17 protein-coding genes and 1 pseudogene are annotated in these 14,428 nt (G+C 58.7%); 12 read left to right on the forward strand and 6 right to left on the reverse strand.

What is annotated here, in order from left to right; all coding sequences use genetic code 11:
- Positions 1–4 precede the first annotated feature (4 nt).
- Positions 5–820 carry an aspartate kinase gene (locus tag MUN79_RS04590; RefSeq protein ID WP_244676607.1) on the reverse strand — a complete coding sequence of 272 codons (816 nt, stop codon included), beginning with the start codon at positions 818–820 and terminating at the stop codon, positions 5–7.
- Between the two features lie 751 nt (positions 821–1,571).
- Here MUN79_RS04590 and prfA point away from each other — a divergent pair.
- The 5 genes and pseudogenes from prfA (at position 1,572) to MUN79_RS04615 (ending at position 5,368) form a co-directional block, all read left to right on the forward strand.
- Positions 1,572–2,641, forward strand: a pseudogene (gene prfA, locus MUN79_RS04595) (peptide chain release factor 1).
- Positions 2,642–2,786: 145 nt separating this feature from the next.
- Positions 2,787–3,647 carry a hypothetical protein gene (locus MUN79_RS04600; protein WP_244676608.1) on the forward strand — a complete coding sequence of 287 codons (861 nt, stop codon included), beginning with the start codon at positions 2,787–2,789 and terminating at the stop codon, positions 3,645–3,647.
- Between the two features lie 118 nt (positions 3,648–3,765).
- A complete protein-coding gene (locus tag MUN79_RS04605) occupies positions 3,766–4,275 on the forward strand; it encodes a hypothetical protein (protein WP_244676609.1) in 510 nt (169 codons plus the stop codon).
- Positions 4,276–4,282: 7 nt separating this feature from the next.
- Complete coding sequence (locus tag MUN79_RS04610; RefSeq protein WP_244676610.1) at positions 4,283–4,711, forward strand: secondary thiamine-phosphate synthase enzyme YjbQ; 429 nt, start codon at positions 4,283–4,285, stop codon at positions 4,709–4,711.
- Positions 4,712–4,792: 81 nt separating this feature from the next.
- Positions 4,793–5,368: an adenine nucleotide alpha hydrolase family protein gene (locus MUN79_RS04615; protein ID WP_244676611.1), complete on the forward strand. Its 576-nt coding sequence runs from the start codon at positions 4,793–4,795 to the stop codon at positions 5,366–5,368.
- 539 nt (positions 5,369–5,907) lie between these two features.
- Here the strand turns inward: MUN79_RS04615 and MUN79_RS04620 are convergent.
- Both MUN79_RS04620 and gpmI read right to left on the reverse strand, forming a co-directional pair.
- Entirely contained in the window at positions 5,908–6,312 is a 405-nt protein-coding gene (locus MUN79_RS04620; protein WP_244676612.1) for a hypothetical protein, read from the reverse strand.
- 156 nt (positions 6,313–6,468) lie between these two features.
- The gene (gpmI, locus tag MUN79_RS04625) at positions 6,469–8,019 is read right to left on the reverse strand and encodes a 2,3-bisphosphoglycerate-independent phosphoglycerate mutase (protein WP_244676613.1); all 1,551 of its coding nucleotides are present in this window, start codon (positions 8,017–8,019) and stop codon (positions 6,469–6,471) included.
- Between the two features lie 152 nt (positions 8,020–8,171).
- On the opposite strand from gpmI, the gene MUN79_RS04630 reads away from it, so the two are divergent.
- From MUN79_RS04630 to MUN79_RS04660, 7 genes are all read left to right on the forward strand, one after another.
- Positions 8,172–8,570, forward strand: coding sequence for a DUF4783 domain-containing protein (locus tag MUN79_RS04630; protein WP_244676614.1), 399 nt, complete (start codon positions 8,172–8,174; stop codon positions 8,568–8,570).
- Positions 8,571–8,714: 144 nt separating this feature from the next.
- Positions 8,715–9,575 carry a carboxylating nicotinate-nucleotide diphosphorylase gene (gene nadC / locus MUN79_RS04635; protein WP_244676615.1) on the forward strand — a complete coding sequence of 287 codons (861 nt, stop codon included), beginning with the start codon at positions 8,715–8,717 and terminating at the stop codon, positions 9,573–9,575.
- A 110-nt stretch (positions 9,576–9,685) separates the two neighbouring features.
- A complete protein-coding gene (locus tag MUN79_RS04640; protein WP_244676616.1) occupies positions 9,686–10,330 on the forward strand; it encodes a hypothetical protein in 645 nt (214 codons plus the stop codon).
- 119 nt (positions 10,331–10,449) lie between these two features.
- Entirely contained in the window at positions 10,450–10,821 is a 372-nt protein-coding gene (locus MUN79_RS04645; protein WP_244676617.1) for a YajG family lipoprotein, read from the forward strand.
- A 230-nt stretch (positions 10,822–11,051) separates the two neighbouring features.
- Positions 11,052–11,495, forward strand: coding sequence for a class I SAM-dependent methyltransferase (locus tag MUN79_RS04650; RefSeq protein ID WP_244676618.1), 444 nt, complete (start codon positions 11,052–11,054; stop codon positions 11,493–11,495).
- On the forward strand, positions 11,477–11,791 hold the full coding sequence (locus MUN79_RS04655; RefSeq protein WP_244676619.1) for a hypothetical protein: 315 nt from the start codon (positions 11,477–11,479) through the stop codon (positions 11,789–11,791). The genes MUN79_RS04650 and MUN79_RS04655 overlap by 19 nt, the downstream gene beginning before the upstream one ends.
- A gap of 160 nt (positions 11,792–11,951) precedes the next feature.
- A complete protein-coding gene (locus MUN79_RS04660) occupies positions 11,952–12,653 on the forward strand; it encodes a ZIP family metal transporter (protein ID WP_244676620.1) in 702 nt (233 codons plus the stop codon).
- A gap of 9 nt (positions 12,654–12,662) precedes the next feature.
- Here MUN79_RS04660 and MUN79_RS04665 read toward each other — a convergent pair whose 3' ends face one another.
- The 3 genes from MUN79_RS04665 to MUN79_RS04675 all read right to left on the reverse strand — a co-directional run bounded on the left by MUN79_RS04665 (position 12,663) and on the right by MUN79_RS04675 (position 14,363).
- Complete coding sequence (locus MUN79_RS04665) at positions 12,663–12,989, reverse strand: chaperone modulator CbpM (protein WP_244676621.1); 327 nt, start codon at positions 12,987–12,989, stop codon at positions 12,663–12,665.
- Between the two features lie 6 nt (positions 12,990–12,995).
- Complete coding sequence (locus tag MUN79_RS04670; RefSeq protein WP_311136656.1) at positions 12,996–13,940, reverse strand: DnaJ C-terminal domain-containing protein; 945 nt, start codon at positions 13,938–13,940, stop codon at positions 12,996–12,998.
- A gap of 84 nt (positions 13,941–14,024) precedes the next feature.
- Entirely contained in the window at positions 14,025–14,363 is a 339-nt protein-coding gene (locus tag MUN79_RS04675) for a DUF3140 domain-containing protein (RefSeq protein WP_244676622.1), read from the reverse strand.
- Positions 14,364–14,428 lie beyond the last annotated feature (65 nt).

Consider the following 14,428-nt stretch of genomic DNA (forward strand, 5'->3'; position numbering starts at 1 on the left):
CTCATCACCGGCTGAATGGTGGGCGGGTAGAGCACCTTGGCCCGAAGTGCGACAGTTCCATGGCTTCCTGGTAGGAAATGCGCGGAATGGGCCGGGCGTGGGGCACCAGGCGCGGGTCGGCCGTCATCATGCCGCTCACGTCGGTCCAGATTTCCAGGCGGCTGGCGCCCAGGGCTCCAGCAAAAATGGCGGCCGTGTAGTCGGAGCCGCCGCGGCCCAGCGTGGTGGTAATGCCCTGTTCGTCGGCGGCAATAAAGCCCGGCACCAGGTATAAAGCTTCCGGTTGGCCGGCTACGAAGTCGTTGATGAGCTGATTGGTAGCGGCAAAGTCGACGGCGGCAAAGCCGTGCTGGGAATTGGTGCGGATCAGCTGGCGGCTATCCTGCCACTGGTGGGCTACCTGCCGGCCTTTGAGGCTGGCCGCCACGATTTGCGAGGAAAGCAGCTCCCCGAAGCTCATCACCCGGTCGAGGGTACGCACGCTCAGTTCCCGGAGCAGGAACACCCCGTCGCAGATGCTTTCCAGCTCGTTGCAGTGCTTCTTGACCAGGCTCAGCACGCTGCTCTGGCTTACCACCGGCACCAGCTCCCGGGCGGCTTCCATGTGGCGGCTTTCGATGTGGCGCAGGCGTTCCTTGTAGTCCTCCTGCCCGGTGGCAGCAAGGCGGCCGGCTTCAATCAGCGCGTCGGTAATGCCGCCCAGGGCCGATACTACCACGATGGTGGTTTCCTGCTGGGCCGCGGCCGTTGCAATGTCAATAACCTTGGAAATGTTGGCCGCATTGGCCACCGACGTACCCCCGAATTTTAGAACCTGCATACCGTTTAATGTAGAAAGAACACACGAAAAAGCCCGGGCGTGGAGGAATCCCCTGTGGGGTCCTCGGCTCGGGCTGCAACTCTGAAAAGAAACGTTGGGAAAAAGAGGTAGGTGCAGCCCGGTTACCGGGTTGTTGTGACCATACCTGTGACTGTTGTAATGACAGTCAGGGCGCGGGAAAAAGCAGCTGTAGCGGTTGGCTGAAGCATCAGGCGCGTTGAATATTGAGCCCAAAGTAGTGAATTATCCGGCCCGCGCAACGCCTTCCCCGCTTTAAAGCGTGTTAAATTTTTGCTCAGCCCGTCCAGCTTGCCACCCGCCGCCCCTCCGGCGCTGCTCGTCCAAAGCCCCTGACCGGCGCTGACCGCTACTGTTCCTGCCCTCCTTGCCACCGCTCCTGCGATGGTTTCCACCGTCCCTGCGGTCATTGCCACCGTCTCTGCGATAATTCACACTGTCTCTGCGGTCATTGCCACATTCTCTGCGATGATTCACGCTGCCCCTGCGCCCGTTGCCGGCCTCTCTGCAATGATTCACACCGCCTCTGCGAAGGTTACCGGCCTCTCTCTAATGATTCACGCCGGAGTAGATGGTCTAGGGGTTTGGGACGCTGACTTCCGCCGCTTTGGCGGCTTGGCGCAGCCAATGTAGGGGCTACCCTATATTCTATCAGTTACCTGGAACGCGGGCCCGGGTTCATCGTGTTTGTTTCCTTACCTTTGCATAGCAAATACAATTCCCTGAAGGCAAGATGCTAGATAAACTGGAGGCCATTCGCCAGCGCTACGAAGACGTAAACGAGCAGCTGATGCAGCCCGAGGCCATGAGCGACATGAAGCGCTACAAGACCTTGAATAAAGAGTATAAGGACCTCGGCAAAATCGTGACCGAGTACCGGAATTATCAGCAGGTGCTCTCCAACATCGAGGGCGCCCGCGAAGTTATTGCCACCGAAAAGGACGAGGACTTCCGGCAGATGGCCAAAGACGAGCTCGAAACCCTGCTGCCCGAGCAGGAACGCCTCGAAACCGTCATCAAGGAGCTGCTGATTCCCAAAGACCCGAACGACTCGAAGGATATCATCATGGAAATCCGGGCCGGGGCCGGTGGCGACGAAGCGGCCATCTTCGCCGGCGACCTGCAGCGCATGTACATGCGCTTTGCTGAGCGCCAGGGCTGGAAGATGGAGCTCGTGGACGCTACCGAAGGCACTTCGGGTGGTTACAAGGAAATTATCCTGGCCGTAAAAGGCGAGGACGTGTACGGCAAGCTTAAGTTTGAGAGCGGCGTGCACCGCGTGCAGCGCGTGCCGGCCACCGAAACCCAGGGCCGCATTCACACCTCGGTGGCTTCCATCGTGGTAATGCCCGAGGCCGAGGAACTCGACGTACAGATTGACATGAACGACGTGCGCAAGGACCTGTTTATGTCGTCGGGCCCCGGTGGTCAGTCGGTAAACACGACCTACTCGGCCGTGCGCCTCACCCACTTGCCCACCGGCCTGGTGGCCCAGTGCCAGGACCAGAAGTCGCAGCTCAAGAACTTCGACAAGGCCCTGCAGGTACTTCGCTCCCGCCTCTACGAAATTGAGCTGGCCAAAAAGAACGAAGCCGAAGGCGCCCAGCGCAAGAGCATGATTGGCGGCGGCGACCGGTCGGACAAAATCCGCACCTATAACTACCCCAGGGCCGCGTTACCGACCATCGCATCGGCTACACGGTCTACAACCTGGCCAGCGTGATGGAAGGCAACATCGACGACTTCGTCGAGCAGCTGCGCATCGCCGAAAGCGCCGAGCGTCTGCAGGAAGGCGTGGCGTAAGCGCAATGCACTAAGCTGCCCTGTATTCCGTTTGTCATCCTGAGTTTGCGAAGGACCTTACTGCGCTAGAACACATTGTTCCACGGCTCTAAGGTTGTTTGCAAGCTCAGGATGACCCGTTTTTACCCTGACCCATATCCTTGCTATGCGCTTTCTGCTACCCTGCCTGCTCGTATTGTCGTGCCTGCTTACTGTGCTGCCGGGCTGTGAGCCGAAGGAAGACCTGTTTACCACCGACCCTGGTGCCAAGCTCGAATTCTCGGCCGATACAGTGCTGTTCGACACAGTTTTTACCCAGGTAGGCACAGTCACGAAACGCCTGTGGGTGTATAACCGCAACAGCCGGGCCGTGAAAGTGGAGCAGATCAGTGTGCTGAACCCGGCCGTGTCGGAGTACTCCCTAATCGTAAACGGGGATGCTGGGCCAGTGGCCAACAACGTTGAAATCCGGGGCAAGGACAGCCTGCTGGTGCTAGTGCGGGCCAAGCTCGGGCCCGGCGGCGCCCAGCCCGAAGGCAAGCCTTTCCTGATTGCCGACCAGCTCCGGTTCAAGACCAACGGCAACGACCAGCAGGTAGAGCTGGTGGCGTACGGGCAGAACGCCTTTTTTCACCGGGGCGTGCTGGCCTGCAACGAGGTATGGCGCAAAGACAAGCCCCACGTGCTGCCCAGTTCGGTGCTGGTGCCTGCCGGCTGCGTGCTTACCATCGAGGCCGGAGCCCGGGTATACGCCCACGCCGGAGCCGCTATTATCGTGAAAGGCACGCTGCGGGTAAACCCCGACTATGCCCCTACCGGCCCCATCAAGCCCACCGACCCCAACATCGTGCGCTTCTCCGGCGACCGGCTCGAGCCTTTCTACAACGAAGTTCCCGGACAGTGGGCCGGGATTCAGTTCGACTCGGTCAGCAGCCGCAACAACCTGATTCGCTACGCCGAAATCAAGAATGCCGGCTTCGGTCTGCTCGTCTACAACCCGGGCAACCAGCAGCCCCGCCCCGGGTAACCGTCGAAAACACCATCATTAAGAACATTTCCGGCTCGAAGCTATCCTTTGCCAACGGCGGCCAAACCTTCGATGGAGCCGGGGTGCTGAGCATTGCCGGCGAGTTTAACCTGACCAATTGCCTGTTTACCAACTGCGGCGAATATGCTATTCTCGGGTTGGCCGGGGCACCTTCAACCTGAATTTCTGCACCGTTGCCAACTTCACGCCCCTGTTCCGGCGCGAATCAGAGTCTCTGGCCTTCACGAATGAGCCAGCGGCAAAGTGGACCGCCCAGCCGATAGTAACGCGGATAGCTATTCGCAACTCCATTATCTGGGGCTCCATTCCGGATGAGTTGCTGTTTAGCAATGGCAATGACTACGCCGAGCTGACCGTGCGCAACACCGTACTGCGCACTCAGCGCTACAAGACCGGCTTCGACACCAACGGTAACCTGATCAATAAAGACCCTAAGTTTAAGCGGCCCGCGGGCCAGTATGCTGACAAGTTCGACTACAGCCTCGATACGCTCTCCCAGGTGCTCGATAAGGCTCAGCCGTTTGGCGGCGTCGGCACGGACCTGCTCAACCGGCCCCGCAACTCAAGGACCCCCGACCCGGGAGCTTACGAGCGTCTAGACCCTTAATACTGCCATGATCTGGATTCAGAAACGCCTGCGGATGCCGGCCGTGCGCCGCGGCTTCCACCTTATTACCGACGTGCTGGTGGCCGAATTGCCCGAGCTGGAACAGATTAAGATGGGCACCGTCCACTTTTTTATCCAGCACACCTCGGCCAGCCTGAGCATCAACGAAAACGCCGACCCCACCGTCCGCCACGATTTTGAGCAGTATTTCAACCGGGCCGTTCCGGAAAATGCTCCTTACTTCCAGCACACCCAGGAAGGCCCCGACGACATGCCGGCCCACCTGAAAGCCGCCACGCTGGGCACTTCCGTCTCCATCCCGATTACCAACGGGGAATTGGCCCTGGGTACCTGGCAGGGCGTGTATCTGGGAGAACACCGCAACCACGGCGGCCGCCGCTGGATAGTGGCCACCATCATGGGCACGGAAGGATAAAATCCGTTAAAATAAAGCCGACCCGGGCAAGGCCAAGCAGTAAATATTTGCGTATGAGGCAATAAAGGCCTTTGTCGCGCTATGTTTTCTGCTGTCCTGCTTCCTTCGGTCAAACTCGTCTCTGCCCTGGCAGTGTGCGTCGCGGTTAGCATGGGTCTGGAGCCTAATGGCAGCGCACAGGCCAGCCGCACGCAGACTGAGCCGCCTACCTCGCCCAAGCGCCGCACGGTAGCCCGGCCTGGAGCGGCCAAAACCACCTGCGTTACGACCAACGACACATTGGCCGGTCAGCCTTTCGGTACCGAGCCCACCGTCGGACAACTGTTGCAGGCCGGCGCCAGAGTCATTTCCCGCAAGTCGTTTGCCAACGTGCACGAGAAAGGCCAGACCGACACGATTCTGACGCTGCAGCACCAGGGCAACCAGTTCGAGTTCTACTGTATGCCCGAGCAGCGTCTGTTACGGCGCGCCGTTATTATCAACTTCACTCCTGCCTACGGGCAGCGCCTGCGCCAAACCCTGGATGCTTCTACGCGACAGAATGGTGGCTCTTGCGCCAAAGTGCAGATTCGGGATACTGAGCGTACCAACAACGTATCGGCTACTTTCTCGGCGGGCAAACCTTCGGTAGCTCACGTGGAGCCTTATCTGGATTAAGCAGCAAGATTAGTAAGCCCGGCGCCAGCCGTAGTACCAGCCAACACCACTGTAAATAGCCAGCGTTAGGGCCAGGTAATAATCGGGTAAGGCAACCATTACCCAAGCACTAGGCAGGCATTCCCGGCACAAAAAGGACAGAAATGGGCTTAGCGCTCCTGCCCATATGATGCCTACCAGCCAAGCCGGCAGCCACTGGCTCTGCCGCAGCCGGCGCCACCAGAACAGCTGAGCCAGTAACAGCGGCAGCACTCTTAGGACAGCAGCCCACCAATACGGGCCGGTATATAGGTTAACGAAGGTAAACCGCTCGGCCTCCCCTCAAAAAAGTAAAGCTGCCAGACCTTATTCATGACAAGGAGTATGCTTATCAGCCCTCCTGCAGCCAGCAGGAGGTTAACACTCCGTAGTGCCGACCGGGCTTGGTCGCGGCGCGGGCCGGTGGCTAAAGCTAGCAGCACTGGTGCTACCAGGGCGTAACTGGTATCGTTAGACGCCAAAACTTGAGAGAGAAACTGCAGAATAGCTTCCAACCAAACTTAAGGCAGCACGGTAACCGTTGCCGAGTAACGCAGCGTATCGAATAGAACCAGCTTCTGCACGCCCCGCACCCGGTAGGTTTTCAGTAGCCCATTTTGGTAGCTCAGCGCCAGAAACTTGCGCGAGAAAAACAGCGGGTTGTCCTGGGTCAGAGTCGCCTCAATGGTGCCCGAAGAAGTCCCGTCGCCGCTTACCCGTAACTGATCCACAATGTTCTCAATGATGCCTTTGCGGCGGTATTCCTGAGCTCCATTTACCGGGCTGCCTATTGCTTCGTAGGCACCGCGCAGGGCAGGCTTATTGATGTCGGCTTGGTAGAAAATCTGTAGCTCCTTGCTCCAGTCGACCTTCTCCACCCGCGTGGTTTCCATCTGTCCGTCGCGCAGCATTACCTGTTTTTCCACGGCCGGCTGGCGCTGGGTGAGTTGGGCCGCCTGATTGTCCAGAAAGCCTTTTACGTCGAAATACAGCGGCTTACGGACTGGTTGGCCGGGCGGGCAGCCTCCTGCTGCTCACTACAGGACGTAGCGAGTAACAGGACGGCCGCGGCCCACCATGCTCTATGCATTCTGGGCGGTAATAACAGTGGGTTGCAGCAACGACACGCCAGTCATATCAGCGGGCTGAGGTAGCCCCATCAACGCCAGCACGGTGGGGGCAATGTCGCCCAGCTTGCCGTCGGCCAGGGTACCTTGGTAATCGTTGTCGGCCAGAATGCAGGGCACCAGATTGGTGGTGTGGGCGGTGTTAGGCGTGCCGTCGGGGTTAATCATCATGTCGGCGTTGCCATGGTCGGCAATGACGATGCAGGCGTAGTTGCTCTCCAACGCGGCCGTTACCACGTCCCGGGCGCAGGTGTCCACGGTTTCCACGGCTTTCACGGCCGCTTCAAACACTCCGGTGTGGCCTACCATGTCGGGATTAGCGAAGTTGAGCACCACGAAGTCAGCCGACTTGGCCTGCAGTTCGGGCACCAGGGCGTCGCGCAGCTCGTAGGCACTCATTTCGGGCTGCAAATCGTAGGTGGCAACCTTGGGTGAAGCGCGCATCAGGCGGGTTTCGCCCTCAAACTCCACTTCCCGCCCTCCGGAAAAGAAGAACGTAACGTGGGGGTACTTCTCGGTTTCGGCAATGCGAATCTGCTTCTTGCTGTTGGCTTCCAGCACCGCGCCCAACGTGTTTTCGAGGTTGTCTTTCTCGAAAATCGGGGTGACGCCCACAAACGTAGCGTCGTAGTTGGTCATCGTCAGGTAGTGCAGGTTCAGCCGGTGCATGTTGAAGGCGTGGAAATCCTGCTGGGTCAAGGCCTGGGTGATTTCCCGGCCCCGGTCGGTGCGGAAGTTGAAGCAGATAACCACGTCGCCTTCCTGAATGGTAGCCAGCGGCAGCCCGTCGGCCCCAACTTTCACAATCGGCTTCAAGAACTCATCCGTCACGCCTTCCTTATAGGAATCGAGCATGCTCTGAATGAGGTTCTGGGAGGGCGTGCCCTTGCCGTTTACCATTAGGTCGTAGGCTATTTTCACCCGTTCCCAGCGGTTGTCGCGGTCCATGGCGTAGTAGCGGCCCACCACGGAGGCAATTTTGGCTCCGCTGCGGGCCAGGCTTTGCTCCAGGTCATTCACGTAGTTCACGCCACCCTTGGGGTCGGTGTCGCGGCCGTCGGTGAAGGCGTGAATAAAGATCTTATGTACGTCGGCATCGTGGGCCAGCGTGCACAGGGCTTTGAGGTGCTCAATGTGGGAGTGCACCCCACCATCCGACAGCAGGCCGATGTAGTGCAGGTTGCGGCCCGTGGTGCGGGCGTATTCGAAAGCTTTTTCCAGCGCGGGCATCGAGCCCAGCTTCCGCTCCCGAATCGATTTGTTGATGCGCACTAGATCCTGGTACACTACCCGGCCGGCCCCGATGTTCATGTGGCCGACTTCCGAATTGCCCATCTGCCCGTCGGGCAGCCCCACGGCTTCGCCTGAGGCCTGAAGCTTACTGTGGGGAAAACGTTGAAACAGTGAGTCGACAAACGGAGTATTGGCCTTATCAATAGCCGATACTTCCGTGTTCTGAGCCAAACCCCACCCGTCCAAAATCACCAGCAATACCTGTTTATTCATAGCGGCAAAGATAAGGGCACGGGCGGGAACGTGCGCATTTTGTTGGTTTAGGTTAACTTGTAGCCGTGGCGAACGGCTGTGGGGACATTTTATGAACAATGCCTACTTGGCATAGTTTTAGCGAACTGTATGATACATTCCCTACTTATAGTATGAAACGCAACATTTTTCAGGTTATTACCATCGTGTGGTTCTTGTTACTATCTGTAACGGTACTGGCACAAGGTGAGGCCTTCACACCGGTTCGCAATGCCATCCGGAGTGGTTCTTCGCGGGAACTGTCCCAACATTTTGGCTCTACCGTCGAGTTGAGCTTTGATGGTGATAAACAAAGCTACAGCGCCACACAGGCCGAATTTGTGATGAAGGACTTCTTCGCCAAAAACTCTCCTGCCGGTTTCGACTTTGTGCATTACGGAGGTAGTAACGAGGGAACTCCCTACGCGGTTGGCAAGTACGTAAGCAAAACCGGAGCCTACCGGATGTTCGTCAAGATGAAGTCGGTGCAGGGCAACCTGGTGATTGACACCATTGATTTCACCAAGGAATAGTTGGCCCACCGGGCTCCGCAGAGCTAAGAATTTGAGAAAAAGCTACTTATTTAAACAGAACCGCAGCCTTTACGCCGCCAACTGTTTTTAAGGATTCTAGGAAAGGCCCCGGCGCAAGTCAGGGCCTTTTTCTATTTTTGCACCGTGCAAAACCCATCCTACCTGACCCCCGAAGCGCTTACCACCTTTATTCGCACGGCCCTGGCCGAAGATATCGGCGACGGCGACCATTCCACCCTGGCCGCCATTCCGGCCTATGCCCGCAACCGGGCCCATCTGCTGGTTAAAGGCGAAGGTATTCTGGCCGGCGTAGAGCTGGCCCACCTGATTTTCCGCGAAGTAGACGCCGACCTGCAGGTAGAGCAGCGCCTCAACGACGGCCAAGAGGTAAAGCACGGCGACATTGCCTTCATCGTGGAAGGCCGCTCCCAGAGCATCCTGACGGCCGAGCGCCTGGTGCTCAACTGCATGCAGCGCATGAGTGCCATTGCAACCAAGACGGCCTACCTGACCAGCCTGATGGCCGGTACCAAGGCCAAGCTGCTCGACACGCGCAAAACCACGCCCAACTTCCGCATCTGCGAAAAGTGGGCAGTATTAATCGGAGGCGGCGTCAATCACCGCTACGGCCTCTTCGACGGTATCATCCTCAAGGATAACCACGTCGACTATGCCGGGGGCATCCGACAGGCTGTTGAGGCCACCAAAGCGTATTTGGCGCGCACCAACCGGCAGCTACCCATTGTGGTCGAAACCCGCACGCTGGCTGAAGTGCAGCAGGTCATTGAAATCGGGGGCATCGAGCGGATTATGCTCGACAATATGCCGCCGGCCAAGCTGCGCGAAGCCGTGGATCTGATTGCCGGCCGCTTCCCAACCGAAGCCTCCGGTGGCATCACCGAGGATACCATTGCCGAAGTAGCCCAGACCGGGGTCGACTTCATTTCCGTCGGGGCTCTGACGCACTCCGTGAAAAGCCTTGACCTGAGCCTGAAAGCATTTTAATCTGTAAGGTACTGACCGTAAAAAGGTCGTGGGGGCCGTTTTACGAACCGAACTCACCCGGCCATTTTCTTACGCAGCACCGGCAGAACCCATTTTCCACATTACGCTAGATGCAACAACCCAACCAACGCGGTGGCTACCGGCAAGCCCAGGGCCCGGCGCCCATGGCTATCCGCACCAAAAAATACCAGCTTGACACCGATACCTACACCCGCATGGCCATGGCCCAGGTGTGGCGCAAGGAATGGTGGTATGCTCTGATTCCGCTGGCCATCGGCCTGCTGCCGGCCCTTATCTGGCCCTCGTGGTGGTGGCTGCTGGCCGCTGTTCTGCTCACGGTGCTTTTCGTGCTGCTGCGCTCAGCCCAGATTACGGGCGTGGCGCAGATGGAGCAAAGCAAGGCTCTGTTTGAGCGGATGCACTACGAAATCGACAACCGGCAGGTGATTCTGCGCCAGAGCGACACCAAGGGCATGGGCCTCACCTGGGACATGATCGGGCAGGCCCGCCGCGACAACGATGCCTACCTGCTGTGGCTGCAGCCCCCGGCCGCGGCCGACGAGCTGAAGGGCTTCAAGGGCTTCAAGGGCTGGATGGCCCGCACTTTCAACGTGCCGATTTTCCTGCACTTCCCGCTGCGCATCTTCAATTCGCCCAACGACATCAAGCTGTTTGACTCAATGCTGCGTCGCAAAAACCTGCTGCCGGCCCAATCTCCGGCCTCGCCCGCGCCTACGAGCCCAACTTCCGCGTAACTTTGAGCCGTCCGCTCCGGTACAGTACTCTGGTACTAAGCAAGTGAGGCAACGGGTGGAGGTCCTTTGCCGGGGCTTGTTGCCTGCCATAACGCTTAGCATTTCAACACTTTACGAACATGACTAAAAAACTTCTGCTCTCCGCCGTGGCCATGGCCACCCTGGCCCTGAACGCCTGCAGCAGCGAACCATCGGACCTGCGTCCGGAGGCCAAAGTATCTCTGGATCAGGTAGCTCCTGGCACCCGCTCCAGCGACAATTTTGATATGGGCACGGCCCATGAGCCCAACCAGGCCAAGGGTGGAGCCATTGCTGCCCCGATCAGCTCGAACGTAGAATTTGAGAAGGACCGCCATCCTGGTGCCGAAGCCGCCCGCTCGGCCAATGGGGAAGCGGAAGACCGCACCAAGTCGGAGCAGGCTGCTCCCGCGCCGGCCGAAACCCAGCACGACACCAACGAGAAGCCCGCTGAACAGATGAAAGAGGAGTAGTACCCTCTTTATTATACACCGTCTGGCCCCAATGCCGGCGCTGCTGACCCTACGTCGGCGGCGACCGGGATTGGGGCCAGCGTATTTTTACAAACAAGCCAACCGCAGTGCCGTGGAGGCTGGCGCGGCCGAAAGTCGCGGGCTTTTTTGTAACATTGTTGCAAAATTACGCGTCTAGCCAGCTTGTTCCGCGCCGCATGCTGCCTACCGCTCTGCTTACCCCTTCCCGAATGCCACAACCCGTAGCCGAATGGTTTAGTACCTGGTTCGATTCGCCTTATTATCACCTGCTTTATCGGGACCGAAATCACACCGAAGCCCGGGTTTTCATCGACGAGCTGCTGACGCACCTGCACCCCAAGCCTACCACCCGCCTGCTGGACCTGGCCTGCGGCAAAGGGCGGCACGCCATTTACCTGAGCGAAAAGGGCTACGACGTAACCGGTGTGGACTTGTCGCCGGAAAGCATTGCGCACGCCCGGCAGTTTGAGCACGAGCACCTGCACTTTCACGTGCACGACATGCGCGACGCCTTGCCCTACGGCCCGTTCGACTTCATCTTCAACCTGTTTACCAGCTTCGGCTACTTCGCCAACGAAACCGAAAACGTGGTGGCCCTGCGCTCAGCGGCAGAAGCCCTGCGCCCCGGGGCAAGATGGTCATTGACTTCATGAACACCGAGCTGACGGTGCGGCAGCTAGTGGCCCGGGAAGAAAAAACCGTGGACGACATCACCTTTCACCTGCACCGCCACCTCGATAACGACTTTATCGTCAAAGATATCCGGTTCGTGGACCGCGACGGGCGGGAGCAGCACTACGAGGAACGGGTGCGGGCGCTGAGCCAGGCCCGGTTTGAGGAATATTTTCATATGGCGGGCCTACGCCTGGCCGAGGTGCTGGGCGACTACCACCTCGGCCCCTACGATGAGCAGACCAGCCCGCGGATGATTTTTGTCCTGAAGAAGTAGGGTTACCTGAAGCGTTGACGGGCTACTGCTCGTAATGGCCTTCTCTCTAACGCAGAAGCATTCCTGGGCTCATTTTTAGCCTATTCCCTATTAGCCTATTACCCCACATTAGCACTGTACCTTCATGTGGCTTGCCGTTTTTTTGTTGTTTTTGACTGTAATGGGGGCAGGGTGGCTTACCCGGCTGGTGCCCACGGCCCGCACCGTTTGGATGAAGCCTTTGCTGGCTTTCAGCGGCGCCTACCTGTTCACCCTGACCATCATGCACTTGCTGCCAGAAGCGCTGAGCCTGGGGCCGGAGTTTAGCCACCGCATTGGGTATTTTGTGCTGGCCGGGTTTTTCGGGCAGCTGCTGCTAGAGGTATTTTCCCAGGGCGTGGAGCACGGGCACGTGCATTACCATACGTCGCACGCCGGGCGGGTTCCGTTTCTGCTGTTGTTTTCGCTCGTGCTGCACTCCTTTCTGGAAGGCAGCATCCTGGTGAAGTCGCCGGAAGCAGCGGGGGTGGGCCAGAGTTTCTACGCTATTCTGGCCGGTATTGCCCTGCACCACGTGCCGGCCGCTTTTGCCCTGATGGCCGCCTTGTTGCTGCGACTCAACAGCTTTAAGCGCGCCTTCCCCTATCTGGTTATCTTCGCGCTGGCTGGACCAGCGGGCATTGTGGTAAGCAACTACGTGGTGCTGGAGCAACTACTGCAAGGGGGCTGGTACGCGGCCCTGCTGGGCCTGGTGGCCGGCAACTTTCTGCACGTATCTACCACCATTCTCTTCGAAACCAGCCCCGAGCACCACCTGAACCTGCCCAAGCTGGCGGCTACCGTAGCCGGCTGCGCCCTGGCGCTGGCCGTGGATCTAGTATAAGGCAGCGCCTCAGAAGTCGGCCTCGATGATGGGGCCTGAGCCGCGCAAAAACCGCTCAAGCTGTGCGGCGCGGGCCGTTTGCTGGGCCAGCGCGTCCTGCAGGGCTACCAGTCGCCGCCGCATGGCTACGATGATGTCAATGGCCTCCTTGCTCATACCCAGGTCGTGGTGCAGGCGGGAAAGACGGGCTAGGTCGTCGGCTTCACCGTGGATGGCATCAGGCGTTTCAGCCTCTTGCAGCAGCCCCAGGTCGATGAACTCCCTTACATCGGCCTCGCTCAAACCGTAGTGGGCCGAGCACTCGAGCAGGGTAATAGTAATGAAGGTGGGTTCCATAACGCGTCACGATTCGTTGCGGAGGTCGGCCAGTTGTTGAATTAGTGCCTTTTCTTCATCGGTCAGGTTCAGGGGCAAAGTCAGGGTCAGGCGCAGGTACAGGTCGCCAAACTGCCCGGCCTGCTTATACACCGGAAAACCTTTGCCGCGCAGCCGCAGGCGGGTGCCATTTGGGGTTTCGGGCTTGATCTTGATTTTGACCGGCCCCGAAAACGTGTCGACCACCTGCTCGCCGCCCAGCAGCGCCTTATAAATGCTCACGGGTACGTCCATGGTCAGGTCGGCACCGGTGCGGGTATAGCGCGCATCGGGCTGCAGGCGGATGGTGATGTAGAGCGAGCCGCTGGGTCCGCCGTTGCGGCCCGGGGCGCCCTGGTCACGCAGCCGGATAGTTTGCCCGTCTTCCACGCCGGGCTGGATATTGATGCGCAGCTTTTTCCCGTTCACGGTGAGGGTGCGGGGGCCGCCCTGATAGGCATCTTCCAGAGTAAGCTCCAACTCGGCCTGATAGTCCTGGCCGGCCGCGGGGCGGGGGTTGCCGCTGGCCCTACCGCCACCACCTCCGAAGATGGAGCTGAAGAAGTCAGAGAAATCGGCTCCGCCAAACGGGTCATTACTGCCGCCTCCACCGCCACCAAAGCCCTCGAAACCACCACCCTGGGTGTACTGCGACCAGTCGAACCCGCCCCCGGCCTGCCCACCGCGGCCAGCTCCGGCCTGCTGGTAGCGCTGCCAGTCGGCCCCGAGCTGGTCGTATTTGCGGCGCTTTTCCTCGTCGCTCAGAACTTCGTTGGCCTCGTTTACTTCCTTGAATTTACGCTCCGCATTCGGGTCGTTGGGATTTACGTCGGGATGATATTGGCGGGCCAGCTTGCGGTAAGCTTTCTTGATCTGGTCAGTTGTGGCGTTTTTCTCCACGCCCAAAACCTTGTAATAGTCTTTGTAATCCATGATGGAAGATAGTGACGACTTTGCAGTGGGCAGATTCCAACCTGGCCCGGGAGTGGTTCGGGTTGAAATCTGCCCACTGCAAAGCTACTTTTTCATCGGGTCGTGGCCCCAATTCATCAGCGAATAGCGCCAGCGGGAATGCTCTTTGTCGGCCTGCGGGCCCTGCGCCAGGTGGCGACTGATATACGCGTGTACTTTATGCATATGCGCTTCATCGTCGGCAGTAAGCTCGGTCTTGGGCTTGCCCAAAAGCTGAATAATCCGGCGGCCCGACTTGTGCCCGACGCTTTCACCGTCACCGTCGTCCTGCCCTACCGATTTGGATTCCTCCGTTGTAAGCCATTTCTCCAGTTCGGCAGGCGTCATATTGACCTGCTGGCGAAACTCAGTGTAAATGTCCTGGGGTGACGTTTGATTTGACATAAGGTTGGGCTTAGAAGGCAGTAAATAGTAAATCGGCAAAACTGGTTGCTCTTTTTAACGCCAAC

Source organism: Hymenobacter cellulosilyticus, assembly GCF_022919215.1.
Taxonomy (GTDB): Bacteria; Bacteroidota; Bacteroidia; order Cytophagales; family Hymenobacteraceae; genus Hymenobacter; species Hymenobacter cellulosilyticus.

Excerpts from the sequence above, each read along its gene's own strand:
- MUN79_RS04590 (WP_244676607.1), bottom strand. The coding sequence starts at position 820 with ATGCAGGTTCTAAAATTCGGGGGTACGTCGGTGGCCAATGCGGCCAAC.
- MUN79_RS04600 (WP_244676608.1), top strand. The coding sequence starts at position 2,787 with ATGCGCTTTCTGCTACCCTGCCTGCTCGTATTGTCGTGCCTGCTTACT.
- MUN79_RS04610 (WP_244676610.1), top strand. The coding sequence starts at position 4,283 with ATGATCTGGATTCAGAAACGCCTGCGGATGCCGGCCGTGCGCCGCGGC.
- MUN79_RS04615 (WP_244676611.1), top strand. The coding sequence starts at position 4,793 with ATGTTTTCTGCTGTCCTGCTTCCTTCGGTCAAACTCGTCTCTGCCCTG.
- gpmI (WP_244676613.1), bottom strand. The coding sequence starts at position 8,019 with ATGAATAAACAGGTATTGCTGGTGATTTTGGACGGGTGGGGTTTGGCT.
- MUN79_RS04630 (WP_244676614.1), top strand. The coding sequence starts at position 8,172 with ATGAAACGCAACATTTTTCAGGTTATTACCATCGTGTGGTTCTTGTTA.
- MUN79_RS04640 (WP_244676616.1), top strand. The coding sequence starts at position 9,686 with ATGCAACAACCCAACCAACGCGGTGGCTACCGGCAAGCCCAGGGCCCG.
- MUN79_RS04645 (WP_244676617.1), top strand. The coding sequence starts at position 10,450 with ATGACTAAAAAACTTCTGCTCTCCGCCGTGGCCATGGCCACCCTGGCC.
- MUN79_RS04650 (WP_244676618.1), top strand. The coding sequence starts at position 11,052 with ATGCCACAACCCGTAGCCGAATGGTTTAGTACCTGGTTCGATTCGCCT.
- MUN79_RS04655 (WP_244676619.1), top strand. The coding sequence starts at position 11,477 with ATGGTCATTGACTTCATGAACACCGAGCTGACGGTGCGGCAGCTAGTG.
- MUN79_RS04660 (WP_244676620.1), top strand. The coding sequence starts at position 11,952 with ATGGGGGCAGGGTGGCTTACCCGGCTGGTGCCCACGGCCCGCACCGTT.
- MUN79_RS04665 (WP_244676621.1), bottom strand. The coding sequence starts at position 12,989 with ATGGAACCCACCTTCATTACTATTACCCTGCTCGAGTGCTCGGCCCAC.
- MUN79_RS04670 (WP_311136656.1), bottom strand. The coding sequence starts at position 13,940 with ATGGATTACAAAGACTATTACAAGGTTTTGGGCGTGGAGAAAAACGCC.
- MUN79_RS04675 (WP_244676622.1), bottom strand. The coding sequence starts at position 14,363 with ATGTCAAATCAAACGTCACCCCAGGACATTTACACTGAGTTTCGCCAG.